Here is a 24,603-nt window from a genome sequence, read left to right on the forward strand (position 1 = left end):
ACGCCGAGACCCTGACCATCACCAGCCCGGTCGCCGGCTACCACTACATCAGCGCCCACGCCGCGACGGCCTTCAGCGGCCTGACCGTCTCCAGCCAGTACTAGTCCCCAGCCGGTACTGATCGTCTCGACAGAGGACCGATCGACACCCCGAGCCCTCCCCGCCCGACGGCGGGGAGGGCTCCGTCGTGCGGGGCGGGAAGGCGCGTCCGGCCCGCGCCCGGGGGTGACCAACCCCTACCAGAGCCCCGGGGCTCCCTGATCCGGAGCCAGCAGTGTGGTCAGCAGGTCGTCGAGGCTGACCAGCCCCACCAGGGCGCCATCCGGGGCGCGGACCGCGGCCAGCTGACTGTGAGCGGCCCGCAGGTCGGCGACCGCGTCGGAGATCGAGATGTCGGCCGGAAGCTCGGGCAGCCGGTAGAGCAGGTCACCGGCGGTGACCCGCGCACCACGGGCGCGGGCGAGGTAGGCGTCACGGACGTGGACGACGCCTACCGGGCGCTCTCCCCGCCACACCACGAGGCGGGTGCGACCCGTCCTGGCCGAGACGGCGACCATCTTCCGGGCCGAGGCGTCGGCGGGAACGCCGGCGACGGCCTCCCAGGGGGTGATCAGCGGAGCGATCGAGATGTTCGGGGCGTTCAGCGCCCGGGTGAGCACGGCGTGATCCTCGGTCTCGATGAGGCCCAGCCGCCGGGACTCCTCCACCAGATGCCGGAGCTGCTCGGGGTCGCGCGGGGTGGCCGTCTCCCCGGTGGGACGCACGCCGACCGCACGCAGCAGCAGGTTGCCGACGCCGTTGAGCGCGGCCAGCACCGGGCGGGCCACCACCGTGAACCCGCGGAACGGCAGGGCGAGCAGCGTCGCCGACCGCTCCGGGTGGGTGATGGCCCACGACTTGGGCGCCATTTCGCCGATCACCATGTGCAGGAACGTCACGATGCCCAGTGCGATGACGAAGGCGACGGCGTGCGCGGCGACGCCGGACAGGCCGAGGCCCTGGAGAACGGGGCCCAGGCCACCGGCGATCAGCGGCTCGGACACCACGCCCAGCCCCAGTGAGCAGAGCGTGATGCCCAGCTGCGCTCCGGCGAGGGTCAGCGGCAACTCCCTGATCCCCGCGACGGCGGCCGCCGCGGCACGGTTGCCGTGGGCCGCCGCCCTCTCCAGCCGGTGGCGCCCGGCTGCGACCAGGGCGAACTCGGCGGCCACGAAGAAGCCGTTGCCCACGAGCAGCAGCAGGGTGAGCATCAGGCCGATGAGCGGGTTCACGAGGTCCCCTCCCCTGCCCCGCCTGCCCGCCCGGTCCCGTCCCCGTTCTCAACGCGGCGGACGGGGCGGAGCAGAACCCGCTCGGGAACGTGCCGGTCGATGCTGAGGACCTCGATCTCGACGTGGCTGGGCGCCCGCTCGTCCACGGAGGGAACCGGTTCGACGGTGACGACGTCACCGGGTACCGCGAAGCGGCCCAGCCGTTGCAGGACCAGGCCGCCGACGGTGTCGTAGTCGTCGTCCTCCGGGAGCGGGATTCCGGTCTCCAGGGCGAGTTCGTCGATGCGCAGCCCGGCGTCGACCTCCCAGGCGTCGCCACGCCGTACGGCCAGGGGCGTGTCGAGGTCGTTCTCGTCGGCGATCTCCCCGACGAGCTCCTCCGCGACGTCCTCCCAGGTGACCAGTCCCGCCAGACCTCCGTGCTCGTCGACAACGCAGGCGACCTCCTCGTGACGGTCACGCATCTGGGTCACCAGGTCGGGCAGCGACACCGAGAAGGGCACCACCAGCGCCTCACGCGCGATGTCCGCCACCGAGGTCAGTGCCGCCCTGTCCACCGGGATCCCGGTGAGCTCGCGCAGGCCGGCGATCCCGATCACGTCGTCCAGGCGGTCGCCCAGGACCGGGTACTGGGTGTGGCCGTATTCGGCGATCAGCTCGTCCAGCTCCGGCACCCGGGCGGAGCCGTTGACGGTGACCACGTCCACCCGGGGGACCATGACCTCCTCCGCGGTGTGGTCGGAGAAGGCCAGCGCCCGTTCCAGCAGGTCCGCCTGGTTCTCGGCGAGGTGGCCGTGCGCCTCGGACTCGCCGATGATGTGCCCGAGCTCCTCCAGCGTGGCACCGTGGCGCAGTTCCTCGACGGGCTCGATGCCGACCATGCGCACCAGCCGGTTGGCCGCAGAGTCGAACAGCCGGATGAGCGGCCCGGCGACCGTCATGTAGATCAGCGTGGAGGAGGCCAGCGCTCTGGCCAGCGGCTCGGATCTGGCCAGCGCCAGGTTCTTGGGCACCAGCTCGCCCAGGATCATCTGGAGAACGGTGGCGATGAGGAATCCCAGGAGCAGCGAGACCGCGTCCAGCGTGCCCCCGGCCAGCCCCACGGCCGCGAGCGGCGGGGCGACCACCCCCGCCAGCGCGGGTTTGGCGATGAAACCGACGACCAGCGTGGTGACGGTGATGCCGAGCTGGGCGCCGGAGAGCATGAACGAGAGGCGTTCCATCACCTTCACCGCGCGGCCGGCCCGCCGGTCGCCCGCCACGGCCTGCTGTGACAGGGTCAGCCGGTCGGCGCTGACGAAGGCGAACTCCTGGGCGACGAAGTATCCGGTGCCCAGTGTCAGGACCAGCACGGCCAGGAGCGCGAGGGCGATGCTCACCGCGGGCTCCCGTCCCGCGCGCCGCCCGCGCCGCAGTCCGATGACACGGCTCTCCCCCTTCTCCTCTTCTCTCCCCTTCTCTCCTCTTCCCCCTCCTTCTTTCCTTCCCCGTCGTCCCGAGCCCTCTCCACCGGACCGTGGAACGGCGTGCGGCGGAGGCGATCACCGCGATTCGCTCTCCCCCACGCGGGTACAGACCGATTCCCGCGGTTCAACCACCGTGGAGGCGGTGACGGCCGAGCCGGGGCAGGGCCGGCGGGACCGCCGTCGCCGAGGGCGCCCCGCCGCGCCGGGCGGGCCTGTCACGAGGAGGCCAGGTGACTCACGACGGACGACCGGGCAGGCCCGAGCCCGCCGACCCCTCGGAGCCCGCAGGCCCCGCTGAACCAGCAGGCCCCGCGGACATCGACGACACCACCGTCGAGGCGCTGGGCCGGCTCTCCGAGGCCCTGGAGACCACCGAACGGGCCCGGGGCCACCTCTACTCCTTCCATCAGCTCACCGGACACGCCGACCTACAGCTCGACCGGGTCGTGGAACTGCTGCGCGCCGCCGGTCACCACCGGCTGGCCGACACCGTGGCCAAGGAGCTCATCGGCCGTAACGTGCTGACCGACCGGTGGACCTTCCAGGTCGTCGAGGACTACGACGACGGCTACTACCGTTTCTTCACCGGCCTGGAACAGCGGATCAGGGACGAGCTGGCAGGGGGGCGCCGCCATCTCCACGAGGCGCGGATGAAACGGGAGCGCCAGTCCTGAGCGACGGCGCGGAGCGGCCAGGATCGGACCCTGGGACGGCCCGCCGTACAGTGTCGGGATGGGCATGGTCAGAACGGTTGGACTGGTGCTGCACCCGCAGCGCGATTCGAAGACGGCCATCGACACGATCGTGGAGTGGGCGCGTGATCGGGAGGTCACCGTGCTCGGCCTGCCCGACGAGGTCGGGCGCATCGACTGCAGCGCGGTGGCGGTCGACGCCGACACCCTGGTGGAACGGGCCGACCTGCTCGTCAGCCTGGGGGGCGACGGGACCATGCTGCGCACCATGCGGCTCATCACCGGACGGCCCACCCCCGTTCTCGGCGTGAACCTCGGCAAGCTGGGGTTCCTGGCCGAGATCGACGCCGGCGACCTGCCCCCCACGCTGTCGGCCATCGACGGCAACCACTACACCGTCGAGCCCCGCATGGCGGTGCGGGCGCCCCTGCCCGGCGTGGGGACGGTGACCGCGTTCAACGACATCGCCCTGGTGCGCATCCCGGGCGACGGGCTGTCGGCGGTGGCGGTCTCCGTCCAGGGCCACCCCTTCGTCCGCTACGCGGCCGACGCCGTCATCGTCTCGACCCCCACCGGGTCGACGGCTTACAGCTTCTCCGCCGGCGGCCCCATCGTGTCCCCGACCGTGGAGGGCTTCCTCGTCGTACCCGCGGCCGCCCACTCGGCGTTCAACCGGGCCATGGTGCTCTCGGCGGACGAGGAGGTCACCCTGGAGCTGCTCCCGACGAGCGGCCTGCTGGCCGTCGAGGTGGACGGCACGGTGGCCGGCCACCTGTCGCCCGGGGAACGGCTCACCGTCACCGCGCTCCGCGCCGCCGCCTGGGTCGTACGGCTCGGCGGCAGGACCTTCTACGACCGCGCCCGCCGCAAGCTCCGCGTCAACGGCAGCGCAGAGGTCGACTAGACCCCGCCCCCGTCACCCCCGTCGCCCCGCCATCACCGTCGTAGTCCTCGTCCGGCGCCCCCACCGCTCCCGGCCCCGGGCGCCGGTGTCGGCGCGCCGGGCCGCCGTCGGCGGGGACGGGGAGCGCGGGAAGCGTGGGGGCGCGGGGAGCGCGGTTCAGCCGTGGGAGGCGCCGTTGACCGTCAGGACCTTCTCCTGCGTCTCTATCGCGGGGAAGGTGCCGGTGTCGATGATGCCGTGCTCGTTGTACGCGGCCTCGATCAGGGCGTGCGCCCGGGGCTCCAGCTTCCAGAGCGCGCGGTACTCCCGGGCGGTGATCAGCGAGATGCCGATCTCATGGGCGATGTCGGACGCCCGGGGGACGAACTTCCGCTCGATCTGCTTGTCCCAGTACTCCCGGGCGGCGCGCATCAGAGCCGCGCGCTGCGCGGTGTCCACCACGGGCGGGGTGGGGTCCACCATCTCGACCACGTCCTCGTCATCGTCGTCGTCCAGCGCGGCCGGGGGCAGCGCCGGCGAGACGTGCGGCTCCTCGGGCTCGGGGGCCCAGGGCACCGGCGGGCTCAGGTCGATCAGGGCCGAGGTGTTGTAGAGCGCTCCGATCTGGGAGAGCAGCGCCTCCTGGCGGTTGGTGTCCACCGCGAGGCCGGTGTGCTCGACCGCCCGGTCCATCGCCCGGTCCAGTTTGGTGAGGGCCACCCGCATCTTCCGGTCGGACGCCCCGGCCTCGCGCAGCGCGCGGGCACGCTTGGCGGCCAGCGCGACGCGGGTCAGCCGCCGGTGGGCGTCCACCTCGCTCGCGGTGCGGTCGCTGACCTCGGCGAGGCCGACACGGACCAGCATGCGCTCGGGGGTGAGGCGCCAGTTGATGCGGTGCCGCCCGGTGATGCGGTGCCGCTCGATCGCCATCCCGCGCTCCCAGAGCCAGGCGGCGACCAGCGGGGCCGCGAGCCGGAAGACGGCTTCGGCGAGGCTGCGGGCGTCCATGCTGGACAGCACCGCGGAAAGGCCGGTGAGCGTCCACACCGCGATACCGTCGATGCCCGCGGAGTAGTTCTCCCTCATGTTCCGGCGGGCCCGCACCGCGCTGGTGATCACCGCGACCTCGATGAACGCGAAGAGCAGCAGTCTCAGCGGGCCGTCGAAGCCCAGCACGTCGCCGGAGAAACGCCACATGCCCTGGGCGGACACGCCCGTGGCGATGCTGGCGGCGACGACGGTGAGGATGTCCTCAGCGGGGCGCGGGGCGACGTAGCGGTGGAAGAACTGGTTCGTGGCACGGTACACGGCGCGGAAGGCGAGGTAGGCCAGGCCCAGGAGGACCAGACCGACCACGCAGATGATGACCGTTACGACCGGCCGGTCCGACGCGAAGGCGGTGATTTGATCGATCAGGGGCATCAGTCACTGTCCGTCATTCTCGATGTCCGACAGGATATGAACGCGATCATTCCAGAATGTCGGAGCCTTGTTGGTGAAACGGTTGCTCACAAGTGTGACTCAATTGAACTCGTGTCCGATCCGGCCTCGGCGTCCGGCCGCCCGTCTGCGAGGGTGTCCAGGATCTCCTGTCCGTATTTCGCCAGCTTGTTCTCGCCGACACCGCTCACTCCGGCCAGCTCGGCCAGGGACGACGGGAACTCGGTCGCGATCTCGCGCAGGGTCGCGTCGTGGAAGACAACGTACGCGGGCACCCCCTGCTCCTTCGCGGTGGCCGCCCGCCAGGCGCGCAGCCGCTCGAACACCCCGGTGGCCTCATCGGACAGCTCGGTGACCGCGGCGCGACCGGCCTTGGCGGTTCGGGGGGCCTTGGCCGCGCGTGCCTGCCGTTCGGGCTCGCGCCGGAGCGGAACCCGCCGTCTGCCGCCCAGCACCTCGGCGCTCGCCTCGGTCAGCAGCAGGGTGCCGTAGTCGCCCTCCACCGACAGCAGTCCCTGGGCCAGCAGTTGCCGTACCACGGCGCGCCACTCGGCGTCGCCCAGTTCGGTGCCGATGCCGAACACGGTGAGGGAGTCGTGGCCGTGCTGGACGACCTTGGGTGTCCTCCTGCCCAGCAGGATGTCGACGATCTGGCCCGCGCCGAACTTCTGTCGCCGCTCACGCAGCAGCCTGAACACGGTGGACAGCACCTTCTGGGCGGCGACCGTGCCGTCCCACGACTGCGGCGGCGACAGGCACGTGTCGCAGTTTCCGCAGGCGGTGCCGGACTGGCCGAAGTAGTCGAGCAGCCGCAGGCGGCGGCAGTCGACCGTCTCGCAGAGGGCCAGCATGGCTTCGAGATGGGTGCCCAGCCTCCGGCGGTGGGTCTCGTCGCCCTCGGAGGTGTCGATCATCTTGCGCTGCTGCACCACGTCCTGGAGACCGTAGGCCAGCCAGGCGGTGGAGGGCAGGCCGTCGCGCCCGGCCCTGCCGGTCTCCTGGTAGTAGCCCTCGACGGACTTGGGCAGGTCGAGGTGGGCGACGAATCGGACGTCGGGTTTGTCGATGCCCATGCCGAACGCGATGGTGGCGACCATCACGACGCCGTCCTCGCGCAGGAATCGCCCCTGGTTTCCCGCGCGGGTGCGCGCGTCGAGTCCCGCGTGGTACGGCAGCGCCTGGATCCCGTTCTCCACCAGGAACTCGGCGGTCTTCTCGACGGAGGCCCGCGACAGGCAGTAGACGATGCCCGCGTCCCCCGGGTGCTCGGTGCGGATGAGCCTCAGCAGCTGCCGCTTCGGCTCGTTCTTGGGTTCGATGCGGTACTGGATGTTCGGGCGGTCGAAGTTCGCCACGAAGTGGCGGGCACGCTCCAGGTTCAGCCGGGAGGCGATCTCGGTGTGGGTGGCGGGGGTGGCGGTCGCGGTCAGCGCGATGCGCGGCACATCGGGCCAGCGCTCGTGCAGCGCGGACAGTGCCAGGTAGTCGGGGCGGAAGTCGTGCCCCCACTGGGCCACGCAGTGCGCCTCGTCGATGGCGAACAGCGCGATCGCGCCGCGGTCGAGCAGCCTGAGCGTCGAGTCGACCCGCAGCCGTTCCGGCGCCAGGTAGAGCAGGTCCAGCTCGCCCGCGAGGAAGGCCGACTCGACCCGCCGGCGCTCGTCGAGGTCCTGCGTGGAGTTGAGGAACCCGGCCCGCACGCCGAGGGCCGTCAGGGCGTCGACCTGGTCCTGCATGAGTGCGATCAGCGGTGAGACGACGACGCCGACTCCGGCGCGCACCAGCGCGGGGATCTGGTAGCACAGCGACTTGCCGCCGCCGGTGGGCATGAGCACGAGCGCGTCGCCACCGCCGACGACATGGTCGATGATCTCCCGCTGCCCCTCCCGGAACGAGGCGTAGCCGAAGACGCGGCGCAGCACGCGCAGCGCTCCGTCCGCCTCGGGGGCGCCGCCGGAGGGGGCGTCCCCGGGAGCCGTGCCCCCCGGAACCGCGCCGCCGGGGCCGCCGGGGCCGTCACCACCGCCACCGCCACCGCCGGGACCGTCGCCGTCGGGAACGCTGTCGCCGGAACCGTTCTGGGAGGAGGACATCGCGTCATTGTACGAGGATCCCGCCGCCCGCGCCGGTCAGCCGCCAAGAGCGGACACGGCCGTGCGCACCAGGACTTCGGGGTCGGTGTCCGGGTCGTCGCGGATCACCGCCACGTCGAGTCCGGCGGCGGCGAGGCGGCCGAGCGAGGCCGCCGCGTCGGCCACCGTGCCGGCCGCGGTGAACAGTTCGAGAAGGGCGTCGTCGACCAGGTCGGTGCGCGGGGCGTCGGCGAGCCATCCCTCGCGGAACGCGGCGCAGAGCTCCGGGTCGAGACCCGCCGTCCGGGTGATCTCGTGGTCGCCGTGCACCCCGAGATAGGTGGCCACCATGGGCCGGAGCCGGCCCCTGGCCGCGCCCGCGTCCCGGTCCACCGAGAGTCCGACGTAGGCGGCCAGCTCCATCCCCGGCCCGACGCGCTCACGGACCGAGGCCACATAGGGCGCCGAGGAGAGGATGGAGAGCAGCAGGCCGTCGGCGCACTCGGCGGCCAGGGCGAGCGCCCTCGGCCCCTTGACCCCCAGCACGATCGGCGGGGTACGGCGCGGCGGGGGAAAGGCCAGTCCCGCGGACACCCGGAAATGCTCGCCCCGGTGCTCGACGTGTTCGCCGGTCATCATCGCCCTGATGACCTCGACCGCCTCGGCCAGGCGGCCGATCGGCCGGTCGAACGGGATGCCGAGCCGGTCGGTCATCCAGCGGGAGTTGCTGGCGCCGAGGCCGAGAATCGCACGCCCGCCGCCGATCTCCTCCAGGGAGGCCAGCTCCATGGCGATCAGCGCCGGATGGCGGGTCCAGGGATTGACCACCCCGATGCCGACCCGGATCCGCTCGGTGACCGCGGCGATCGCGCCGGCCAGCGCGAACGCGCCGCGCTCGCAGTAGTCCTCGGTGATCCACACGGTGTCGAACCCGACGTCCTCGGCCAGCCTGGCCACCGCGACGGCTGAGGCGGCGTCGCGGTGGCCCGAGATGGAGAATCCGAGCCTCATCCGCCCAGCTCCCGGTCGAGGGCGGCGAGTGTGGGCTCCACGACGGCCACCGGCGGCAGGGTGGCCGCGGTGGCCCCGACGTCCTTCAGCCCGGTGGAGGTCCCGACGAGGACCACCGTGGCGTCGGCGGGCAGCGCGCCCGCCCCCGCCAGCTCCTCGACCGCGACCAGCCCGATGGCCGAGGACGCCTCCAGATACAGGCCGGCCTCCCGACCGAGCCTGCCCTGCGCGTCGAGGACGCGCGCGTCCTCGGGGACGGGTACGGCCCTGCCGCCGGTCGCGCGCAGCGCGGTCAGCCCCTGGAAGGTCCCGTACGGCGAGGCGATGGAGAACGCGACAGAGGGGGCGACGGCCACAGGGCCCGCGGTGTCGGTGCCCGCGGCCAGCGCGGCGCCGTGCGGGCCGAACGGCTCGGCCGCCACCAGGACCGGGGTCCGGTCGGCCAGGCCGAGCGCCACGAGGTCGGCGAAGCCGCGCCAGATCCCGGCCAGCCCGTCGGCGTAGGCCACCGGGACGACCACGTGGTCCGGCACCCGCCCGAGGTCCGCGACGATCTCGTAGGCGATCGTCTTGTAGCCGTCGACGCCGTAGGGGATGGACCCCACCGGGGGGTCGGCGTGCCCCGACATGGCCAGCCAGCCCCGCTCCTCGACGAGTTGCCGCATCAGGCGCCAGCGATCCCGCGGGTGCTCCAGGGCGACGACCCGCGCGCCGTACACCTGCATGAGGGTCTTCATGGTGGACGGCACCGACGCCACGGTCAGGATCACGCAGGGCAGGCCGGCGCGGGCGGCGTAGGCGGCGACCGCGGCCCCGTGGTTGCCGGTGCTGGCGACGACCACCGCCTCGACGCCCAGTTCCACGGCCTTGGTCACCGCCACGGCGGCCAGTCTGTCCTTGTAGGACCAGGTGGGGTTGCGGGTCTCGTCCTTGACCAGGACCTCGCGGAGCCCGAGGCGTTCGGCGGTGCGCGGGAGCGCCACCAGCGGCGTGCCGCCCTCGCCCAGGCTCACCGCGGGAGTGGTGTCGCGCAGCGGCAGCAGCGATCGGTGGCGGAACAACCCCGGCTGGGCCGGGTCCGCGGGCAGCCGGCCGGCCGGGGCGAGGTCGTAGGAGGGGAGCACGTTGGCGGGCGCGCCGTCCTTCTCGCAGGCCGGGCAGCCGCGCCCGACCAGCTCCAGCGAGGGGTCGGGGTAGGCCGCCGAGCACCGCAGGCAGGCCAGCCGCCCGAGGTAGCGGGAGGCGGTGGTCATATCGCCACCACCGACAGCTCGCGGGGCGACCGGGTGAACAGGTCGACGCCGTCGCCGGTCACCACGAGCGTGTCCTCCACCATCATGCCGCCCCATCCGATGTTGTAGTACGGCGTCTCGAAGCAGAACGTCATGCCGGGTTCCAGCTCGACCGCCACCCCCGGGGAGACGATCGGCGGCTCGTACACGGCCAGCCCGATGCCGTGACCGCAGTGGTGGCGCCGGTAGGGGCTGACGCCCTCCCGCTCCACCGTCCGCACCGCGACGTCGAAGACCTCCGAGACGGCCACGCCGGGGCGGGTGACGGCGATCTGCTCGTCCAGGCCCGCGAGGATCGCCGCGTAGTGACCGGCCTGGCGCGTGTCGGGCTCGCCGAGCACGGCGGTGCGCCCGATGTCCGACCAGTAGCCGGCGTACAGGCAGCCCACGTCGAAGCGGGCCAGCTCCCCCCGCTGCCAGCGGCGGTCGGTGGGATGGGCGTCGGACAGGGCCGAACGCGGACCGGTGGTCGCCACCACGAAGCGCGGCTCCCCTCCCCCGGCGACCATCGTGGTGGCGATGGCCTCGGCGAGCGCCTGCTCGGTCACCCCCTCCTCGGCGATCTCCAGGGCGGCCCGCACCCCGGCCTCGGCGAGCCGCGCCGCGTAGCGCAGCAGTTCCACCTCGCCGGGGAGCTTCAGGCCGCGCACCCGGATCGCCCAGCCGGTGGCGTCGGCCTCGGCCCCGTCGCCGACAGCGGCGCCGAGCGCCGGATCGCCCGCGAGCCCCTCGACGCCGTAGCGGAGCCCCGCCCCGGCCGCCTCGATCGCGGTTCTGAGCGCCGCGTACACGTCAGGGTGGCGGTCGGCGACGCCGGTGAGCGGCGTGGGCCGGGAGGACTCGAAGTAGAACCGGCCGAACGGCACCACCCGGTCCTCGGGCAGGCCGCCGTCCACCGCGGGGGCGGTGTCGGCGGCCGGGCAGACCAGCCAGCAGTCGTCGGTGGTCACCACGGCCGCCATCCTGTGGGCGCGGAACAGGGCTCCCGCGACGCTCCGGTAGCCCGTGGCGTACAGGATGCTCTCGGGCGTGGTCAGGACGACGGCGTCGAACGGGGCCTCGGACAGGGCCTTGCGCAGCCGCCCGGCCCGCTCGGCCGTCAGCCCCGTCAGGTCGACCGCCGGTGCGGGGGGAATGCCGGTCACCGTTGTTCTCCTCCCTGCTTGGTGATGATGGTCTCGCTGAACTCGTGCATGTCGGCGAGCGTCTCCTCCACCGTGTTGGCCGCGAACAGCAGGCCCGCCAGGGTGTCGACCCCGGCCTCCCGGTAGGCGGCCACCTGCTCGGCGACGCTGTCGGGGGTGCCGATGAGGTTGCGGCCGGCCAGGTCGGCCACTCCCTGGTCCTTCAGCGTCGTACCGGAGAGCGAGACCAGGTGGTTGTAGAGCTGGGAGGAGCGGAACCTGCGCCACGCCTCCTCGTGGGTGGGCGCGACACAGACCGCCACCTGCAGGGCGACCTCGAAGCCCTCCGGCAGCTCGCGGCCGGCCGCCGCCGCCTGCGTCCTGATGTCGCCGACGCCCTCGGCCACCTCCCCGGGGGTGAGGCAGGCGGGCAGCCATCCCCCGGCGTAGAGCGCCGCCCGGGTCCGGGACCCCGGCGCGTTGCCGCCGGACAGGATCGGCAGCACGGGCTGAACCGGCTTGGGATAGGACTCCACGTCCTCGAACTCGACCCAGCGGCCCCTGAAGGACGTCCGGCGCTCGGTGAACAGGGCGTTGAGCGCCTGGATGGCCTCGGCCGCGTGCTCACCCCTGTTGATGCGGCGCCCGGGGTTCATCGCCTCGAACTCCTCGCGGTAGGCGCCGATGCCCACGCCGAGCACGGCCCGGCCGCCGGACAGCCGGTCGAGGGTGGCGGCCTGCTTGGCCGCGACGACCGGGTTGCGGAACGGCAGCACCATGATGGCCGTGGCCAGCCGGATCCGGCTGGTGAGGGCGGCGACGTAGCTCAGGTAGGCGAACGGGTCGTAGTAGCGGGGCGGGGTGTCGAACTCCTCGCGGACGTACCCCTGGGTGGTGACGTGGTCGTTGCCCCAGATCGAGTCGAACCCCAGGCTCTCGGCCTGGACGGCGAGCTCGACCGCCTCGTCGATGTCGGCGTAGGGAACGGGGTACATCAGCCCCTCCGTCCCCGTGGGCACTCCGAGACCGAACCTCATCACGCGTCTCCTTCCTGGGTTTCGGCGGCGATGCCGACCGGGGTGCGGCGCTTGAGCGCGGCCACCGCCCAGCCGAGCACGGAGTAGCAGACAAGTCCGTAGAGCAGTCCCTCGATCGCGTCCGTGAGCAGGACGTCGGTGTACTTGGACAGCACGGCCGCCAGCACCCAGGCCACCATGGCCTCGGGCCGCACCGACGGCGCCGACTCCAGCAGCCGGCCGCTCATCTGGTGACGTGTCAGGATCCAGAAGTGGGCGATGACCACGCCGGCGAACGGCGGCGCGATGAGGGCGACGATCTGCAGGAAGACCAGGAACTGGGCGGCCAGACCGGCGAAGGCGACCAGCACCGCGATGGTGATCGCGACCAGGGTCCAGACGGCCTTGCCGATGCGCAGATTGAGGGTGTTGGAGGCGTTGGTGAAGGCCAGTGAGGCCGAGTAGAGGTTGTTGTCGGCGGTGTTCCACAGGGCGAGCACCAGCATCACCGCGGCCGGGGCCAGCAGGCCGAGCCCCTGCATGACCAGCACGAAGTTGCTGTTGCCCACGGACATGGCCGACACGGTGGCGATCGTCTCGAAGACGCCGGCGCCCACGACGAACCCGGCGAAGCAGGCGATGATCACGTCGCGTCCGCGGATCGCGAAGCGGGTCACGTCCCCGACGAGCGCGGCACCGGTGATCCAGGTGGAGATGACGGCGCCGACCGCGGTGGCGAAACCGATGGGCACCGCGGGCTGCTGGGAGACCACCTCGGCGAACCCGCCCTCACCCCCGGCGATCTTGAAGAGCGCGAGGAGCGCGATCGCGATCTCGATCGGGACGGCGATCGCGGAGAACCTGGCCATCCCCTTGAACCCGAAGATCGCCGTCGTGGTGATGGCGGCGCCGAAGGCCAGGATGAACGCCCACGGCGGGATCGCCGGGATCAGCTTGTGCACCGCCCCGCTCCAGGTGTCCATCAGCACCCCGATGAACCCCATCGCCACCACGCCGAGCAGGAGCGAGACCACCACCGCGCCCTGACGGCCGAAGACGACTCTGGCGGCGAGATAGCTGGACAGGCCGGTCCGGTAGCCGACCGTCCCGATCAGCGCGGCCACGGCGACCAGGACCAGGTTTCCGACGAGGATCGCGGCCATGCCCTCGCCGAACGTGGTGCCGCCGCCCACGACGCCGCCCACCAGGAAACTGCTGACGCTGATGTTCCAGCCGATCTGAACAATGATCATCTGGGTGAGGGACTTGCGCCGGTTCAGAGGGACGGGTTCCAGCGCGTGGTCGTCGAGGTCAGCGGCGAGGGATTCCGCGCCCGACTCCACTTTTGTACTCATAGCGTCCTCCTTGGACCGGACTGCGCCCTGTGATAGTCCATAGTCCATGAGGGCATCGACCCCAACTACGTGGCATTGCCGGAAGATGAGAAGATCGCTTTTGTGGACATGACACAAAAGGCCCGCGCTCTGCTCACCCAGGTCGAGGAGATCGCGGCCGGCCTGGTGACCACCGTCTGGGAGCGCCTGCCCGGATACGACCAGGCCAGGATGGAGGTCGACGACCTCTCGGGCGTGGTGGCCCCCAACCTCATCGCCATGCTCTCCGCGGTCGCCGACCGGCGGCGGCTCACCGACGCCGAGCTGCTGCCCGCGGCGGCGCTCGGCCAGCGGCGGGCCATCCAGGGCGTGCCGATCGAGAGCCTGGTCGCCTCGTGGCACGTCGCCGAGCGGGCGCTGCTGGAACGGCTGATCACGACGGGGCCCGCACTGCGGGGACAGGACCTCGGCGAACTCGTGCAACGGCTGGCCGTGGTGACCGACACCATGATCGACGCCTCGACCGACGCCTACCGCCAGACCCGTAGCGAGGCCGCCGCCCACCTCGACCAGATCGCCACCGACCTGGTCTCCCGGCTGGCCGGCGGGGAGCCGCTCGACCCCGTCGACGTCGAGGAACGGGCCAGGCTCGTCGGCGTGCCGGCTCAGGTCCCGCACCGCGCCGCCGCCATCGGCATGACCGGCGAGACCGATCCGCTGGTGCTGGCGAAAGCCCAGAAGACGGTCCTCGACTCGTTGCGTCCCAGGCTGCGCAGCAGGATCCTCGCCGGGAGCAAGGGCTCCACCATGCTGCTCGTGCTCGCCGACATCCCGGGGGTGGACGAGGCGCTGGCCCGCGCCGCCCGCCGGCCCGGCCTGCCCGGCGGGCTGGTCGTGGGCCTGGGCGAGCCTCGGCCGAGGTTCGGGGAGGCGGGCGGCTCGTGCCGCGAGGCGCTGGGCGCACTGGAGGCCGGGCTGCGGATGGGGGCCGACCGCGCGGTCGTGCACTTCAAGCGCGTCATTCCCGAGGTGCTCCTCATCGACAACCCCCTCGACGCCCGCCGCCTGATCGACACGGTGCTGACGCCGCTGCGGTCCAGCCCCGCGCTGATCGAGACGTTGCGGGCCTACCTGTCCCGCGGGCTCTCGGTACGGCTGACCGCGCAGCACCTGTCGATCCATGAGAACACCGTGAGCTACCGGCTGCGCCGCATCCTCCAGCTCCTGGAGCTGGAGAATACCTCCCAGCTGCTCCGCCCCGACGTCCTCCTCGCGCTGAGGGCCGACGAGCTCGGCCGGGACTGATCCCGGCGGACCTTCCGACCTTCCGGCACGCCCCAGCGGCCCCTCCTCTCGGGCTGGAGAGCGCCGGGGGACGACCGCCGCGCGCCGATACGGCGGCAGTTCATTGATCGATTTTCAGCGAGCGGGAACGGCAGAGGTTAAAGTGCCGATGGCATCCGGCGAAGAGAGGGGAACAGGGTCATGGAAGCCGCTGATCCGGTGTCCGCGTCGGGTCTCGCCCGGGCTTTGCAGATCATCTACGCCGTAGCCGACGCGAACCCGTCGGGCATCGGGGTCTCCGCGCTCTCCCGGCATCTCGGCATGCCCAAGGCCGTGGCGCACCGGATCCTCAAGACGCTGAGCAACGACGGTTTCCTCCAGTTCGACGAGGGGACCAAACGCTACTCGCTGGGCGTCGGCGCGCTCAGTGTCGGGCTCAACGCCTTCGTCAACCTCGACCTGCGGGCGGCGGTCCACCCGTTCCTGCGGGACCTGGTCGAGGCGACCGGGGAGACCGCGACGCTGTCCATGCGGCAGGGCTGGGCCCGGCTCTATCTCGACCAGGTGGAGGGCCCGCGCGAGGTGAGAATGACCGTCAGCGTCGGCCGGCCGTACCCGCTGCACGCGGGATCGTCGTCCAAGGCCATCTTGGCCGCCCTGCCCGACCGGGACGTGGACGCGTTCCTGCGGCTGCGCCCGCTGGAGTCGCTGACCGCCCGCACCCTGGTCAATCCGGACGCCCTGCTGGTGGAGATCGCGCGGATCCGCCGGCTCGGCTACGCCGAGAGCGCCGGTGAGCGGCAACCCGCCGCCGGCGGCGTCGCCGCGGCCGTGCTGCGCCAGGACGGGACGGTGTTCGGCTCGGTGTCGGTCTGCGGGCCGATCACCCGGTTCGACGAGGCCACCCGGGCGGCCTACGGCCCGCTGGTCGCCCAGGCGGCCGAACGCGTCTCAACCGCGATGATCCGGCAGTCCGCCCCCACCCTGACCGCAACCTGACCTGCCCCCGCCCCAGTCCCCTGTCCCGGCCGACGTCGGCCGGGCGGGCGGACTGTGACGGCTGTGACGGCACACCGCCCAAGCACGGCACCGGGTTCCACGGAACCGGACTCATCCCGCAGGGCCGGACCCCGGCCACACCGACAGCGATATATCCGGCCTGTCCTGCGGAAAAGGTGGGGCTCCAACTTTCCCGATAGGGAGGTACTCCCATAAATCCCGCGGAACGTCCTCTCCCTCGTCCGCATCGCCCTACCCCGGAGACGACTTCGTGTACCTGCCCCTCCGCGCGCTCACCGCGTTCACGGTTCTGGCCTCAGCCGTGCTCCTCGCCTTGCCGATCAATGCCACGCCAGCGGCCGCGACGGTCCTCACCTCCACCCTGCGGGACACCACATTCCGGGGAGAAGGTGACGATGTCCTCCGCGTCAAGGCGACGAAGACCAGGGGCATCGTGGTGGCCACCTACGACGGGGAGTCGAACTTCATCGTCTACGGCCTGGACAGGCAAGGGAAGGAAAAGCAGGTCCTCTTCAACGCCATCGGCACCTACTCCGGCACGGTGCTCTACAACTCCACCCCGGGTGACACCCTGGCCGGGCTGAAAATCACCGCGGACGGCCCCTGGACGCTGCGGTTCCGCCCGCTGTCCTCCGCGCCGCTCTGGAAGGGCGCCACAGCGCGCGGAAAGGGAGACGCCGTTCTACGCCTCAACCCGCCCTCACGGGGTTTCCGTACGGTTCGGGCCCGCTACACCGGCGAGTCGAACTTCATCGTGTACGGCTTCACCGGGGCCGGGTTCCCCGATGTGCTGTTCAACGAGATCGGCGGCTACAACGGTAAGACCTCGCTGCCCAGCGGCACCCGCCTGATCGTCGTCCAGGCCGACGGCAAGTGGTCCATGAACCGCCGGTAGCCGCCGGTGGGCAGATCACAGCGTGATCTACGAGGTGGGATCGATGACTCCGATGACGTTGGAGACCGAAAGGACGGAATCATCGGCATGATCCACCAGGCGACTCCGTGAGCCGAGGAAGACGGCACGGCGTCACGGCCCTCCATGGCCGTGACGCCGGAGGGGACGTCCACCGCGGGCCGCGGAGCCGGACGAACAGACGACGGCACCCCTACCGGAGAAGGCGCCGGGGACACCGAAGCCCCGCTCGGTCCCGGGCGAATTCCAGGGGTCGTCGCGACACAGGTGATCATTTGCTGGCGGCAGTCAGCCTAGCTGGGCGATCACCGGTGGGCATCCTTCCGAGGGCGGCCGGTCCTCCCTGGGAAGGATGCCCGCTATGCCTCCCAATCGGCGTCCCGGCCGGGGAGAACGTCGGCGACGTTCACCCAGACGTGCGCATTCGTCGACGCCGAGCGTCGGCACTTTAGGTGGGCTTGCGCCAGACAACGGCGTAGCGAAAAAGTGGAAGCCGACGCCAGCGCATCCCCGGCAGGACAGCGGAGGCGATCTGCTTCACCTGGGCGTAAGTGTGGGGAAAGGTCATCTTCACGGGCGCCGTGTGATGCCAGTAGCCGCGTGTGCGCGAGAACACCTGGTTTTGGGCGACGCCGACGGCGTCCATCAGGTAGTCGCGCGGATGTCCGCTATTGGCGCAACCGATCACGACGAGCGCTCCACCTGGCGCTGTGAGCGAGGCCAGCCTTGTGAGTCCGGCGCTCAAGTCAGGCAGGTGATGCACGGTCGCAATGGACGTGACAACGTCGAAGTGCCCTTCAGGCAACGGATTACTCATCACGTCGCCCACGACCCAGTCCACGTCCGCCCTTGTCGCGCGAGCCCGGTCGAGGACGGCAGGATCCAGATCGATGGCAGTCACCTGCGGCACCAACTCGCGTAGATCGGCCGCCAGCAGACCATCGCCTGTGCCCACGTCCAGAGCCGTCTTCGCCCCGGGTGCCACGGCCTGCAGAGCCAGGTGATGGTAATGCGTGTTGTGATTCCAGCGGCTACGCAGATCGATAGGCATGCTTGAGATAATCGCACGAGCGCCGCAAACCGCGGCAAGCCTGCGCACGGTGCGCTTCGACACCGCGATTCTCATCTGCTGTCACGTTCCCATCGCAGACGGGATTACCGCAGCACCGCCTCCCCGAGGTCAGGCGCAGGCGGCCAAGGGCTCCGCGAGGCGTTCCGCCGGGGTCCCCAGCCGAGCGTCGTCCGTGGCCCGGCGTTCAGTTCAGCGGCGACGGCGTCGAGGACCTCGCGGGTGTGGACCAACAGGTCTGTGCCCTTGAGCAGGCCGTTGGTGTTGTCGTTGGAGCCGCGCTGCCACGGGCCGGCCGGGTTGCAGAAGTAAACGGGCATGTCGGCGGCGATGGAAAACTCGTGGTGGCAGCCCATCTCGCTGCCCTGATCCCAGGTGAGGGAGCGTCTGAGATGGGTCGGGAGCGTCACGATGCTGTCCAGCGGGGCATCGCGCATGCTGACCGCGCTGTGGTCGTGTGGCAGGCGGACGAGCATGACGTAGCGGGTGGTGCGCTCGACCAGTGTCCCGATGGCGGACAACTGGTTCTTGCCGATGCAGGTGCTGCTGAATGTAGGCCCGTAACTCCGGGTTCTGCCCGATCTTGCTGGGCTTGGGGCGCGGCCGGCGCGCGTCGGCACGAGCCTGAGCCGCGTGCGGTCGGCACTGGCCGTTAGTGGGATGCCGGTTACGGCGAATCTCCCGGCTGATGGTCGAGGGCGCACGGCCCAGCTCGCGTGAGATCTCCCGGATCGACACCTTCTCCCGCACCCGGTCAGCGATGTATAGACGATCGCTAGAACGGAAGCCGGAAAGGACCGAGCCGGGCGTTCCTCAGGCTCTGGCCGCCTCCTGTAGCCGCGCCCACGCGGCATACCGGTCGTCCACGCCTCCCCACCACGGGTTGTTGTTCAGAGCCTCCAGGGCGAGAAGCCTCTGCTCCCGCACCTCGGCCAGCAGTTGCCGCTGCTCATCGGTCATGGCCCCTTCCAGCACCTCCTGCGACGACGGCAACGTGTCCACCACCTCGCGCACGCGGGCATCCGCCTCCCAGTAGGCGCGCTGGGCGGCGAGCAGATCGTCAGGAAAGGTGTGGTCGGCCATGGTCCCCCCGGGTGATGCAGTTCCGGGCGATCCTACGAGGGATTTCGGCCTAACCGAAAGCGCCTCGCCCTCCGGGGGAGAACGAGGCGTCGCACTGTCAGGGAGGGGTCGCCTGAGCAGACACGTTCCTCGACGGCCGGCCCAAGCGCGTCACGCCGGTCATACAGCTGCGAGACGCAGGAAAATCGAAGTTTCCCCATAATCTGCATAAACGGTAAATCATGTTCATCGATTCTTCGAAGAAGAACCCTCGTGATGAGAGCACCCCCACCCTGAACCGCAGCTGTCCACACCCATGTGACCTGCGACTCCAGCGAGCAGACCCCCTCCGCGTCCGCTTCAAGGAGAAGACGATAAACAAACACCTTCTTCGCTCCGGACAATTCACTTCATATCCTGGCCTTATCGACCGCGGCCTCCGGAGTTTCCCGCCGGCCGCCTGATCAGAGGAGGCGCTCATGGACCGCAGGCAACGCCTGTCGCTGCTCAGCCCGGCACTTCTCGCAGTCCTCGCACTCGGAGCGGCCGACGGCTCCCGATCCACGGCCGTTCCGGTTTCCGCCCAGACGGCGACGGTGAACATCCCGCAGGGCAAGGCCACCGAGACTCCGGACGAGAAGCCGAGGGCATATCGGGACGCCTACAGAAAGGGCTACACCGACGCCGGAAACGACTGCGGCAAGGCGGAGAGCTTCTCCTACAACGGATCAGATTGGGACAGAAGGGGCTGGGTGGACGGTTACAACGCCGGCCATGCCAACCTGTGCGGGGGAACCGGCTGAGTCTCCCCCGCCGTACGACACGGCAAGCGCCTGCCCCACCCCCTCGTCCGCGATCTCGGTCGGCGGCCGATCGCGCCCGAGCGTCGCGACGGTGCGGTCGATGGTCCAGACGCAGGCACTGTAGGTGTTGGGGCCGTTATCACGTGCACAGATCATCTCTGCTCTCCGGACACGACGCACTCTTTTTCTTAATTCACGAAATTTCATAACTATAGAGATTGTGTAAACTCGGTGTGGCCAGGTGGAGGCGACGCGGAGAGGTATGGATGGCCGAGACACTCGACACCGGCGGCGATCAGGAGACCGCGGCCACGCGGTTCCTGGAGCGCTTCGCCATGATCATGTCTGATTCCGGCTATCCCCGGATGGCGGCCCGCGTGTTCGCCGCGATCCTGATCTCCGAGGAGGGCAGGCGCACCGCCGCCGAACTCGCCGAACAACTACGGGTCGGGCCTCCAGCGATCTCCGGGGCTGTGAAGTACCTGATGCGTGTCGGGATGATCACTCGCGAGCGGGATCCGGGTCAGCGCCGCGACCACTACCGCGTCGACCAGGCCGCCTGGTACAAGGCGGCCCTGTCGAGCGATGAGGTGTACCGCCGCTTCGAGGAAGGCGCGCACGACGGGCTGGCGGTGTTCAGCCCTGATACGCCGCCCGGCGCACGGCTGGAGGAGATCCAGCGTTTCTTCGCCTTCCTGCGCAGCGAGGTTCCGAGGCTGATGCACAAGTGGCGGGAGCTGAACACGGTCTCGAAGGACGGCTGGTCACGCGAGGTCGCGCCTGCGCAGCCCGACGACGCCGAGCGCGGTCAGGGCTGCCGCGACGGCGACCAGCCCAACCAATGGAGCCGTCGACATCTGCCCGAGCACGACCCAGGGCACGTGCACGAACGGGATGATGTTCAGCAGCGTCTCGTCGACCTGCCCGAGCATGCCGAACACGTCGAGCAGGATGAACGTCATCCAGACGCCCCAACCGGCCATCGCTAGGCGGGGCAGCAGGCCGACGAGGGCCGCCGCGATCCCGGTCATCACCCACACCGCGGGCAGGTAGGCCAAGGCTCCCCCGAGCACCCGCGGAAGCCCGCCCAGGTCGCCGGTGCTCAGGCCGTACCCGAGACCGGTGGCCGTGCCGAGCGCGACCAGGACGACAGCGGGACCTGCGGCGGCGACAACCAGGTGGCTGAGCGCCCAGCGGGCGCGGCTCACCGGGGTCACGAGCACGAGGTCGGCGCGCCCGGCCGACTCCTCCGATCGCAGCCGCAGCGCCGACGCGATGCCGTACGCCGCGACGATCCAGGCCAGCATGGACAGCAGGTAGTTGAGGAAGAAGTCGACGGGCCTGGCGTCCTCGCCTCCTACCCTGGCGATCATGTCCATGATCTGCGGAGCGTCGATCTGGCCTTCCAGGCCGCCGGAGACTGCTCCACCGAGCGCGAGGCCGCCCACGGCGAAGCCCGCGGACCACGCCACGACCTGGCCGCGTTGCAGCCGCCAGGCCAGGGCCAGCGGGCTGCGCAGGCCGGGCGCCGCCGTGGCGGGTCCGAGCCGTGGCGGCAGCAGGCCGGCGGCGAGGTCGCGGCGGGCCGACAGCACGTGGGCAGCGGTGGCCAGCAGGGCGACGAGGGCGAGCAGCAGCGCCAGCACCCACCAGCGTTCCCCCGTGAAGGGCCGCATGCGCAGCGTCCAGCCCAGCGGCGACAGCCATGACAGCCAATCCGCCCCGCCCGCGTCGCCGACCGCGCGGATCAGGAACAGGGCGATGAAGACGGCCACACCGAGACCTCTCGCGGCGGCGGCGCTCTCGGTCATCTGCGCGACCACGGCGCCGACCGCGGCGAACGTCCACCCCGCGGCGGCCAGCGAGAGGCCGAGGGCCATCGAACCGGCCGCGGGCAGCCCGCCACTCATCAACAGCGCCGACATCAGGGCGGCGATCAGCAGGTTGGCGGTGAACACCACGCCCAGCACCGCGGTCAGAGGCGCGTGCCTGCCGACCACGGCGGCGCCGAGGAGTTCGCGACGGCCCGACTCCTCCTCCACGCGGGTATGCCGGATGACGAGCAGCATGCTCACCAAGCCCAGCAGCATCGCGCCGGATGAGCCCACGGTCCACGCGGTCAGCCCACCGACGCTCGCGTCGAAGACGAGGCCGCGGGTGGCCAGCTGCGAGGGATTGGCCATCGCCTCCTCGGCCACCGACCGCAGGGACTCCGCGGTCGGGTACAGCGCGGCGGTGCTGGTGGCGATGCTCGTCGGGTAGACGGCGGCCGGCAACCCCCAGGCGGGCAGGATCAGGCGGTCGCGGCGGACGATGAGACGGGCGAGAGTGCCCGCTCCGGTCAGCGCGCTCATCGGGCCTCCTCGTTCTGACGCCCGCGCCTGCCCGGCTGCGCCGTGCGGTAGTGGCGCATGAAGAGGTCCTCAAGCGTGGGAGGGGCGGCGGTCACGTTGCGCAGACCTACTGCGGCCAGACGGCCGAACAACTCGTCGAGGTGTGCGGGCTCGACCTGGCAGCTCACCCGGTTGCCCTCGACGCGCAGGTCGTGGATGCCGGGCAGGCCGGTGAGGCCGTCCGGCTCGTGGACCAGATCCGCCGTGACCGAGGTGCGGGTGAGGTGGCGGAGTTCGACCAGCGTGCCGGTCTCGACGACGCTGCCGCCGCGAATGATGCTCACCCGGTCACACAGGGCCTCGACCTCGGACAGGATGTGGCTCGACAGCAGCACGGTACGGCCACGCGCCTTCTCCTCGGCCACGCTGTCCCTGAACACCGCCTCCATCAGCGGGTCCAGGCCGGAGGTCGGCTCGTCGAGGATGAGCAGCTCCACGTCCGAGGCGAGCGCCGCGACCAGGGCGACCTTCTGCCGGTTGCCCTTGGAGTAGGCGCGGCCCTTCTTACGAGGGTCGAGCTCGAACCGTTCGAGCAGGCTCGACCTGCGCCGCACGTCGATCCCGCCGCGCAGCCGTCCCAGCAGGTCGATCACCTCCCCGCCGGACAGGTTGGGCCACAGCGTCACGTCGCCGGGCACGTAGGCCACCCGGCGGTGCAGATCGGTGGCGTCGGCCCAGGGGTCGCCACCCAGGAGGCTCGCCTTGCCGGAGTCCGCGCGCATCAGACCGAGCAGGATTCTGATGGTCGTGGACTTCCCAGCCCCGTTCGGGCCCAGGAAGCCGTGCACCTCTCCGGTGCCAACGGTTAGGTCGAGACCGTCGAGCGCACGTGTCCGGCCGAACGTCTTGACCAGGCCGGACACGGAAATCGCGTTCGTCATGAATCTCAAGCTACACTAATTTCACGAACTTCATGAAGTGTCAGAATTATGTGCAGCACAGGGGGTGAGGAATGACGACAGGCGAGCGGTGGTTCCTGGAGCGTTTCGCCATGATCATGTCCGGGTCGGGCTACCCTCGGATGGCCGCGCGCGCGTTATCCGCGATCTTGCTGGTGCCGGAGGTGCGGAACTCGCGCCTCATCCTGCAACCAAGGCAGGCAGGATCGGCGATGATACGTCGGCAGGCACGGTCTTCCACTCGAATCACGGGGCGGCGAGAAATTCATGATCTTGGAAGCCCGTAGGTGTCACGTTTCCAGAACCCCGTCGACCTGACGGGTCATCGCGAATCGGGTGTAAAGCGACTGCGGCGAAGCCCTGGCTGCCCGCTCAGCGACGATCCCCCGCCCTTTCGCGCTGGAAGGACGGGGGATTTCAGTGGGGAGGTCACGTTCACAGGTCGCGGTCGTCGACCAAAACGGTGCGGTGCGAGTCAACCGGAATCTCCCCAACAAGACCGGGACGGCGCTGCGGGTGATCGGCTATCCACGCCCACGCCCACGGGGTCGACGTGCCGTGTCGGGCCGGTGGTGCCAGGCGTTTTCACGCCCGCCCTGGGGCAGGTCATCCGCCCGCGGCGTCCTCGGCCTCCCAGCGCAGCAGGTCGCCCGGCTGGCACTTGAGTACCTCGCAGAGCGCGGCGAGCGTCGCGAAGCGCACCGCCTTGGCGCGGCCGTTCTTGAGTACCGCCAGGTTGGCGGGCGTGATCCCTACGCGGTCCGCGAGGTCGCCCACGGACATCTTCCGCCTGGCCAGCATCACGTCGATGTCGACGACGATCGGCATCAGATCACCTTGTCCAGCTCGGCCTGCATCCGCGCCGCCTCGACGTCGCGCGCGACGGCCTGGGCGAGCAGCATCCGCAGCACGAGCACGATGAGCGCGACCCCCAGGATGGCCAGGCCAATCCCGCCCATGATGACGGTGACACCCGGGTCGTCCCGCTGGCCCGGCGCGTTGAGTGCCGTGACCGCGAACCACAGGAGGGCAGCCGCCACGATCGCGCCGATCACGGCGTCCACGTACCGGAAGGCGGCGTGGGAGAACACGGTTTTGCGTCGGACCATCGTCACCAGCCGCCATACGCCGACCAGGGCGACCTGGGCCGACACCATGCCCAGGATCGCGATCACGCGCAGCGGGGTCAGCGGGAGCGACCCGTCCTCCGGGTCACTCCCGCTGACCAACGCCCACACCGTCAATGCCTGTACGAACACGGTGCAGGCGAGCACCACCACGAGCACGGCGCGAAGCGCACGCACTGCCAGCTTTCCCATGACCCACCCTTCCATCGAGTTACGATGAGAATCTATCGAATCTCGATAGGTAAAGCAAGGGCTGAGGCAGAGGGCCGGCGGCGGTTTCGCACCGTAGCGGGACGCCGTCGTCCCCGCCCATGGCATGGCGTTCGCGCGAACCATCTTGATCTTGTCGAAGTCGGCCTTGCTTGAGCGCAAATCGGACGCCATCCGACTACGCCGAAGCCCTGGAAGACGGGGTGTTCCGACTGGTGGGCA

At 70.6% G+C, this 24,603-nt stretch carries 21 protein-coding genes and 1 pseudogene; 7 read left to right on the forward strand and 15 right to left on the reverse strand.

Annotated features, from left to right (window positions below):
• Positions 1 to 236: 236 nt before the first annotated feature.
• Both ACWEF2_RS26845 and ACWEF2_RS26850 read right to left on the reverse strand, forming a co-directional pair.
• Entirely contained in the window at positions 237 to 1,271 is a 1,035-nt protein-coding gene (locus tag ACWEF2_RS26845; RefSeq protein ID WP_453819111.1) for a CNNM domain-containing protein, read from the reverse strand.
• A complete protein-coding gene (locus ACWEF2_RS26850; RefSeq protein ID WP_453819112.1) occupies positions 1,268 to 2,650 on the reverse strand; it encodes a hemolysin family protein in 1,383 nt (460 codons plus the stop codon). The genes ACWEF2_RS26845 and ACWEF2_RS26850 overlap by 4 nt, the downstream gene beginning before the upstream one ends.
• Before the next feature lie 317 nt (positions 2,651 to 2,967).
• Between ACWEF2_RS26850 and ACWEF2_RS26855 the strand changes: the two genes are divergently transcribed.
• Together ACWEF2_RS26855 and ACWEF2_RS26860 are read left to right on the forward strand one after the other, a co-directional pair.
• Positions 2,968 to 3,411, forward strand: a complete 444-nt coding sequence (locus tag ACWEF2_RS26855) for a hypothetical protein (RefSeq protein WP_453819113.1) — start codon at positions 2,968 to 2,970, stop codon at positions 3,409 to 3,411.
• 64 nt (positions 3,412 to 3,475) lie between these two features.
• Entirely contained in the window at positions 3,476 to 4,333 is an 858-nt protein-coding gene (locus ACWEF2_RS26860; RefSeq protein WP_453819114.1) for an NAD(+)/NADH kinase, read from the forward strand.
• Between the two features lie 156 nt (positions 4,334 to 4,489).
• On the opposite strand, the gene ACWEF2_RS26865 is transcribed toward ACWEF2_RS26860, so the two are convergent.
• The 7 genes from ACWEF2_RS26865 to ACWEF2_RS26895 all read right to left on the reverse strand — a co-directional run bounded on the left by ACWEF2_RS26865 (position 4,490) and on the right by ACWEF2_RS26895 (position 13,622).
• Positions 4,490 to 5,734, reverse strand: coding sequence for a hypothetical protein (locus ACWEF2_RS26865; RefSeq protein WP_355599963.1), 1,245 nt, complete (start codon positions 5,732 to 5,734; stop codon positions 4,490 to 4,492).
• Between the two features lie 86 nt (positions 5,735 to 5,820).
• Complete coding sequence (gene recQ / locus ACWEF2_RS26870) at positions 5,821 to 7,845, reverse strand: DNA helicase RecQ (RefSeq protein WP_453819115.1); 2,025 nt, start codon at positions 7,843 to 7,845, stop codon at positions 5,821 to 5,823.
• Positions 7,846 to 7,881: 36 nt separating this feature from the next.
• Positions 7,882 to 8,835 (reverse strand): LLM class flavin-dependent oxidoreductase, encoded by a 954-nt coding sequence (locus ACWEF2_RS26875; RefSeq protein WP_453819116.1) that lies wholly within the window; start codon positions 8,833 to 8,835, stop codon positions 7,882 to 7,884.
• Positions 8,832 to 10,088, reverse strand: a complete 1,257-nt coding sequence (locus ACWEF2_RS26880) for a threonine synthase (protein ID WP_453819117.1) — start codon at positions 10,086 to 10,088, stop codon at positions 8,832 to 8,834. The genes ACWEF2_RS26875 and ACWEF2_RS26880 overlap by 4 nt, the downstream gene beginning before the upstream one ends.
• Positions 10,085 to 11,272: a M24 family metallopeptidase gene (locus ACWEF2_RS26885; RefSeq protein ID WP_453819118.1), complete on the reverse strand. Its 1,188-nt coding sequence runs from the start codon at positions 11,270 to 11,272 to the stop codon at positions 10,085 to 10,087. Before ACWEF2_RS26885 ends, ACWEF2_RS26880 begins: the two co-directional genes overlap by 4 nt.
• Positions 11,269 to 12,288, reverse strand: coding sequence for an LLM class flavin-dependent oxidoreductase (locus ACWEF2_RS26890; RefSeq protein ID WP_453819119.1), 1,020 nt, complete (start codon positions 12,286 to 12,288; stop codon positions 11,269 to 11,271). Before ACWEF2_RS26890 ends, ACWEF2_RS26885 begins: the two co-directional genes overlap by 4 nt.
• Positions 12,288 to 13,622: a purine-cytosine permease family protein gene (locus ACWEF2_RS26895; protein WP_453819120.1), complete on the reverse strand. Its 1,335-nt coding sequence runs from the start codon at positions 13,620 to 13,622 to the stop codon at positions 12,288 to 12,290. Before ACWEF2_RS26895 ends, ACWEF2_RS26890 begins: the two co-directional genes overlap by 1 nt.
• A 108-nt stretch (positions 13,623 to 13,730) precedes the next feature.
• Between ACWEF2_RS26895 and ACWEF2_RS26900 the strand changes: the two genes are divergently transcribed.
• The 3 genes from ACWEF2_RS26900 to ACWEF2_RS26910 all read left to right on the forward strand — a co-directional run bounded on the left by ACWEF2_RS26900 (position 13,731) and on the right by ACWEF2_RS26910 (position 16,800).
• Positions 13,731 to 14,906, forward strand: coding sequence for a PucR family transcriptional regulator (locus tag ACWEF2_RS26900; protein WP_453819195.1), 1,176 nt, complete (start codon positions 13,731 to 13,733; stop codon positions 14,904 to 14,906).
• 180 nt (positions 14,907 to 15,086) lie between these two features.
• Positions 15,087 to 15,884, forward strand: a complete 798-nt coding sequence (locus ACWEF2_RS26905) for an IclR family transcriptional regulator (protein WP_453819121.1) — start codon at positions 15,087 to 15,089, stop codon at positions 15,882 to 15,884.
• Positions 15,885 to 16,155: 271 nt separating this feature from the next.
• Positions 16,156 to 16,800 carry a hypothetical protein gene (locus ACWEF2_RS26910; RefSeq protein ID WP_453819122.1) on the forward strand — a complete coding sequence of 215 codons (645 nt, stop codon included), beginning with the start codon at positions 16,156 to 16,158 and terminating at the stop codon, positions 16,798 to 16,800.
• A gap of 466 nt (positions 16,801 to 17,266) precedes the next feature.
• Here ACWEF2_RS26910 and ACWEF2_RS26915 read toward each other — a convergent pair whose 3' ends face one another.
• The 3 genes and pseudogenes from ACWEF2_RS26915 to ACWEF2_RS26925 all read right to left on the reverse strand — a co-directional run bounded on the left by ACWEF2_RS26915 (position 17,267) and on the right by ACWEF2_RS26925 (position 18,970).
• On the reverse strand, positions 17,267 to 17,944 hold the full coding sequence (locus tag ACWEF2_RS26915) for a class I SAM-dependent methyltransferase (RefSeq protein ID WP_453819123.1): 678 nt from the start codon (positions 17,942 to 17,944) through the stop codon (positions 17,267 to 17,269).
• 54 nt (positions 17,945 to 17,998) lie between these two features.
• Positions 17,999 to 18,405 (reverse strand): annotated as a pseudogene (locus tag ACWEF2_RS26920) (IS30 family transposase); the annotation flags it as partial.
• A gap of 295 nt (positions 18,406 to 18,700) precedes the next feature.
• Positions 18,701 to 18,970 carry a hypothetical protein gene (locus ACWEF2_RS26925; protein ID WP_453819124.1) on the reverse strand — a complete coding sequence of 90 codons (270 nt, stop codon included), beginning with the start codon at positions 18,968 to 18,970 and terminating at the stop codon, positions 18,701 to 18,703.
• A gap of 458 nt (positions 18,971 to 19,428) precedes the next feature.
• Here ACWEF2_RS26925 and ACWEF2_RS26930 point away from each other — a divergent pair, with 458 nt between their 5' ends.
• On the forward strand, positions 19,429 to 19,752 hold the full coding sequence (locus tag ACWEF2_RS26930) for a hypothetical protein (protein WP_453819125.1): 324 nt from the start codon (positions 19,429 to 19,431) through the stop codon (positions 19,750 to 19,752).
• 266 nt (positions 19,753 to 20,018) lie between these two features.
• A complete protein-coding gene (locus ACWEF2_RS26935) occupies positions 20,019 to 20,741 on the forward strand; it encodes a GbsR/MarR family transcriptional regulator (protein WP_453819126.1) in 723 nt (240 codons plus the stop codon).
• A gap of 1,361 nt (positions 20,742 to 22,102) precedes the next feature.
• Here the strand turns inward: ACWEF2_RS26935 and ACWEF2_RS26940 are convergent.
• From ACWEF2_RS26940 to ACWEF2_RS26950, 3 genes are all read right to left on the reverse strand, one after another.
• A complete protein-coding gene (locus ACWEF2_RS26940; protein ID WP_453819127.1) occupies positions 22,103 to 23,026 on the reverse strand; it encodes an ATP-binding cassette domain-containing protein in 924 nt (307 codons plus the stop codon).
• Positions 23,027 to 23,650: 624 nt separating this feature from the next.
• The gene (locus ACWEF2_RS26945; RefSeq protein ID WP_046086987.1) at positions 23,651 to 23,872 is read right to left on the reverse strand and encodes a helix-turn-helix domain-containing protein; all 222 of its coding nucleotides are present in this window, start codon (positions 23,870 to 23,872) and stop codon (positions 23,651 to 23,653) included.
• Positions 23,872 to 24,363, reverse strand: a complete 492-nt coding sequence (locus tag ACWEF2_RS26950) for a DUF2975 domain-containing protein (protein ID WP_453819128.1) — start codon at positions 24,361 to 24,363, stop codon at positions 23,872 to 23,874. Before ACWEF2_RS26950 ends, ACWEF2_RS26945 begins: the two co-directional genes overlap by 1 nt.
• Positions 24,364 to 24,603 lie beyond the last annotated feature (240 nt).

The organism is Streptosporangium sp. NPDC004631 (assembly GCF_053601935.1).

Excerpts from the sequence above, each read along its gene's own strand:
- ACWEF2_RS26950 (WP_453819128.1), bottom strand. The coding sequence starts at position 24,363 with ATGGGAAAGCTGGCAGTGCGTGCGCTTCGCGCCGTGCTCGTGGTGGTG.
- ACWEF2_RS26900 (WP_453819195.1), top strand. The coding sequence starts at position 13,731 with ATGACACAAAAGGCCCGCGCTCTGCTCACCCAGGTCGAGGAGATCGCG.
- ACWEF2_RS26860 (WP_453819114.1), top strand. The coding sequence starts at position 3,476 with ATGGTCAGAACGGTTGGACTGGTGCTGCACCCGCAGCGCGATTCGAAG.
- ACWEF2_RS26925 (WP_453819124.1), bottom strand. The coding sequence starts at position 18,970 with ATGGCCGACCACACCTTTCCTGACGATCTGCTCGCCGCCCAGCGCGCC.
- ACWEF2_RS26945 (WP_046086987.1), bottom strand. The coding sequence starts at position 23,872 with ATGCCGATCGTCGTCGACATCGACGTGATGCTGGCCAGGCGGAAGATG.
- ACWEF2_RS26940 (WP_453819127.1), bottom strand. The coding sequence starts at position 23,026 with ATGACGAACGCGATTTCCGTGTCCGGCCTGGTCAAGACGTTCGGCCGG.
- ACWEF2_RS26930 (WP_453819125.1), top strand. The coding sequence starts at position 19,429 with ATGGACCGCAGGCAACGCCTGTCGCTGCTCAGCCCGGCACTTCTCGCA.
- ACWEF2_RS26890 (WP_453819119.1), bottom strand. The coding sequence starts at position 12,288 with ATGAGGTTCGGTCTCGGAGTGCCCACGGGGACGGAGGGGCTGATGTAC.
- ACWEF2_RS26865 (WP_355599963.1), bottom strand. The coding sequence starts at position 5,734 with ATGCCCCTGATCGATCAAATCACCGCCTTCGCGTCGGACCGGCCGGTC.
- recQ (WP_453819115.1), bottom strand. The coding sequence starts at position 7,845 with ATGTCCTCCTCCCAGAACGGTTCCGGCGACAGCGTTCCCGACGGCGAC.
- ACWEF2_RS26935 (WP_453819126.1), top strand. The coding sequence starts at position 20,019 with ATGGCCGAGACACTCGACACCGGCGGCGATCAGGAGACCGCGGCCACG.
- ACWEF2_RS26875 (WP_453819116.1), bottom strand. The coding sequence starts at position 8,835 with ATGAGGCTCGGATTCTCCATCTCGGGCCACCGCGACGCCGCCTCAGCC.
- ACWEF2_RS26915 (WP_453819123.1), bottom strand. The coding sequence starts at position 17,944 with ATGAGAATCGCGGTGTCGAAGCGCACCGTGCGCAGGCTTGCCGCGGTT.
- ACWEF2_RS26905 (WP_453819121.1), top strand. The coding sequence starts at position 15,087 with ATGGAAGCCGCTGATCCGGTGTCCGCGTCGGGTCTCGCCCGGGCTTTG.
- ACWEF2_RS26880 (WP_453819117.1), bottom strand. The coding sequence starts at position 10,088 with ATGACCACCGCCTCCCGCTACCTCGGGCGGCTGGCCTGCCTGCGGTGC.
- ACWEF2_RS26895 (WP_453819120.1), bottom strand. The coding sequence starts at position 13,622 with ATGAGTACAAAAGTGGAGTCGGGCGCGGAATCCCTCGCCGCTGACCTC.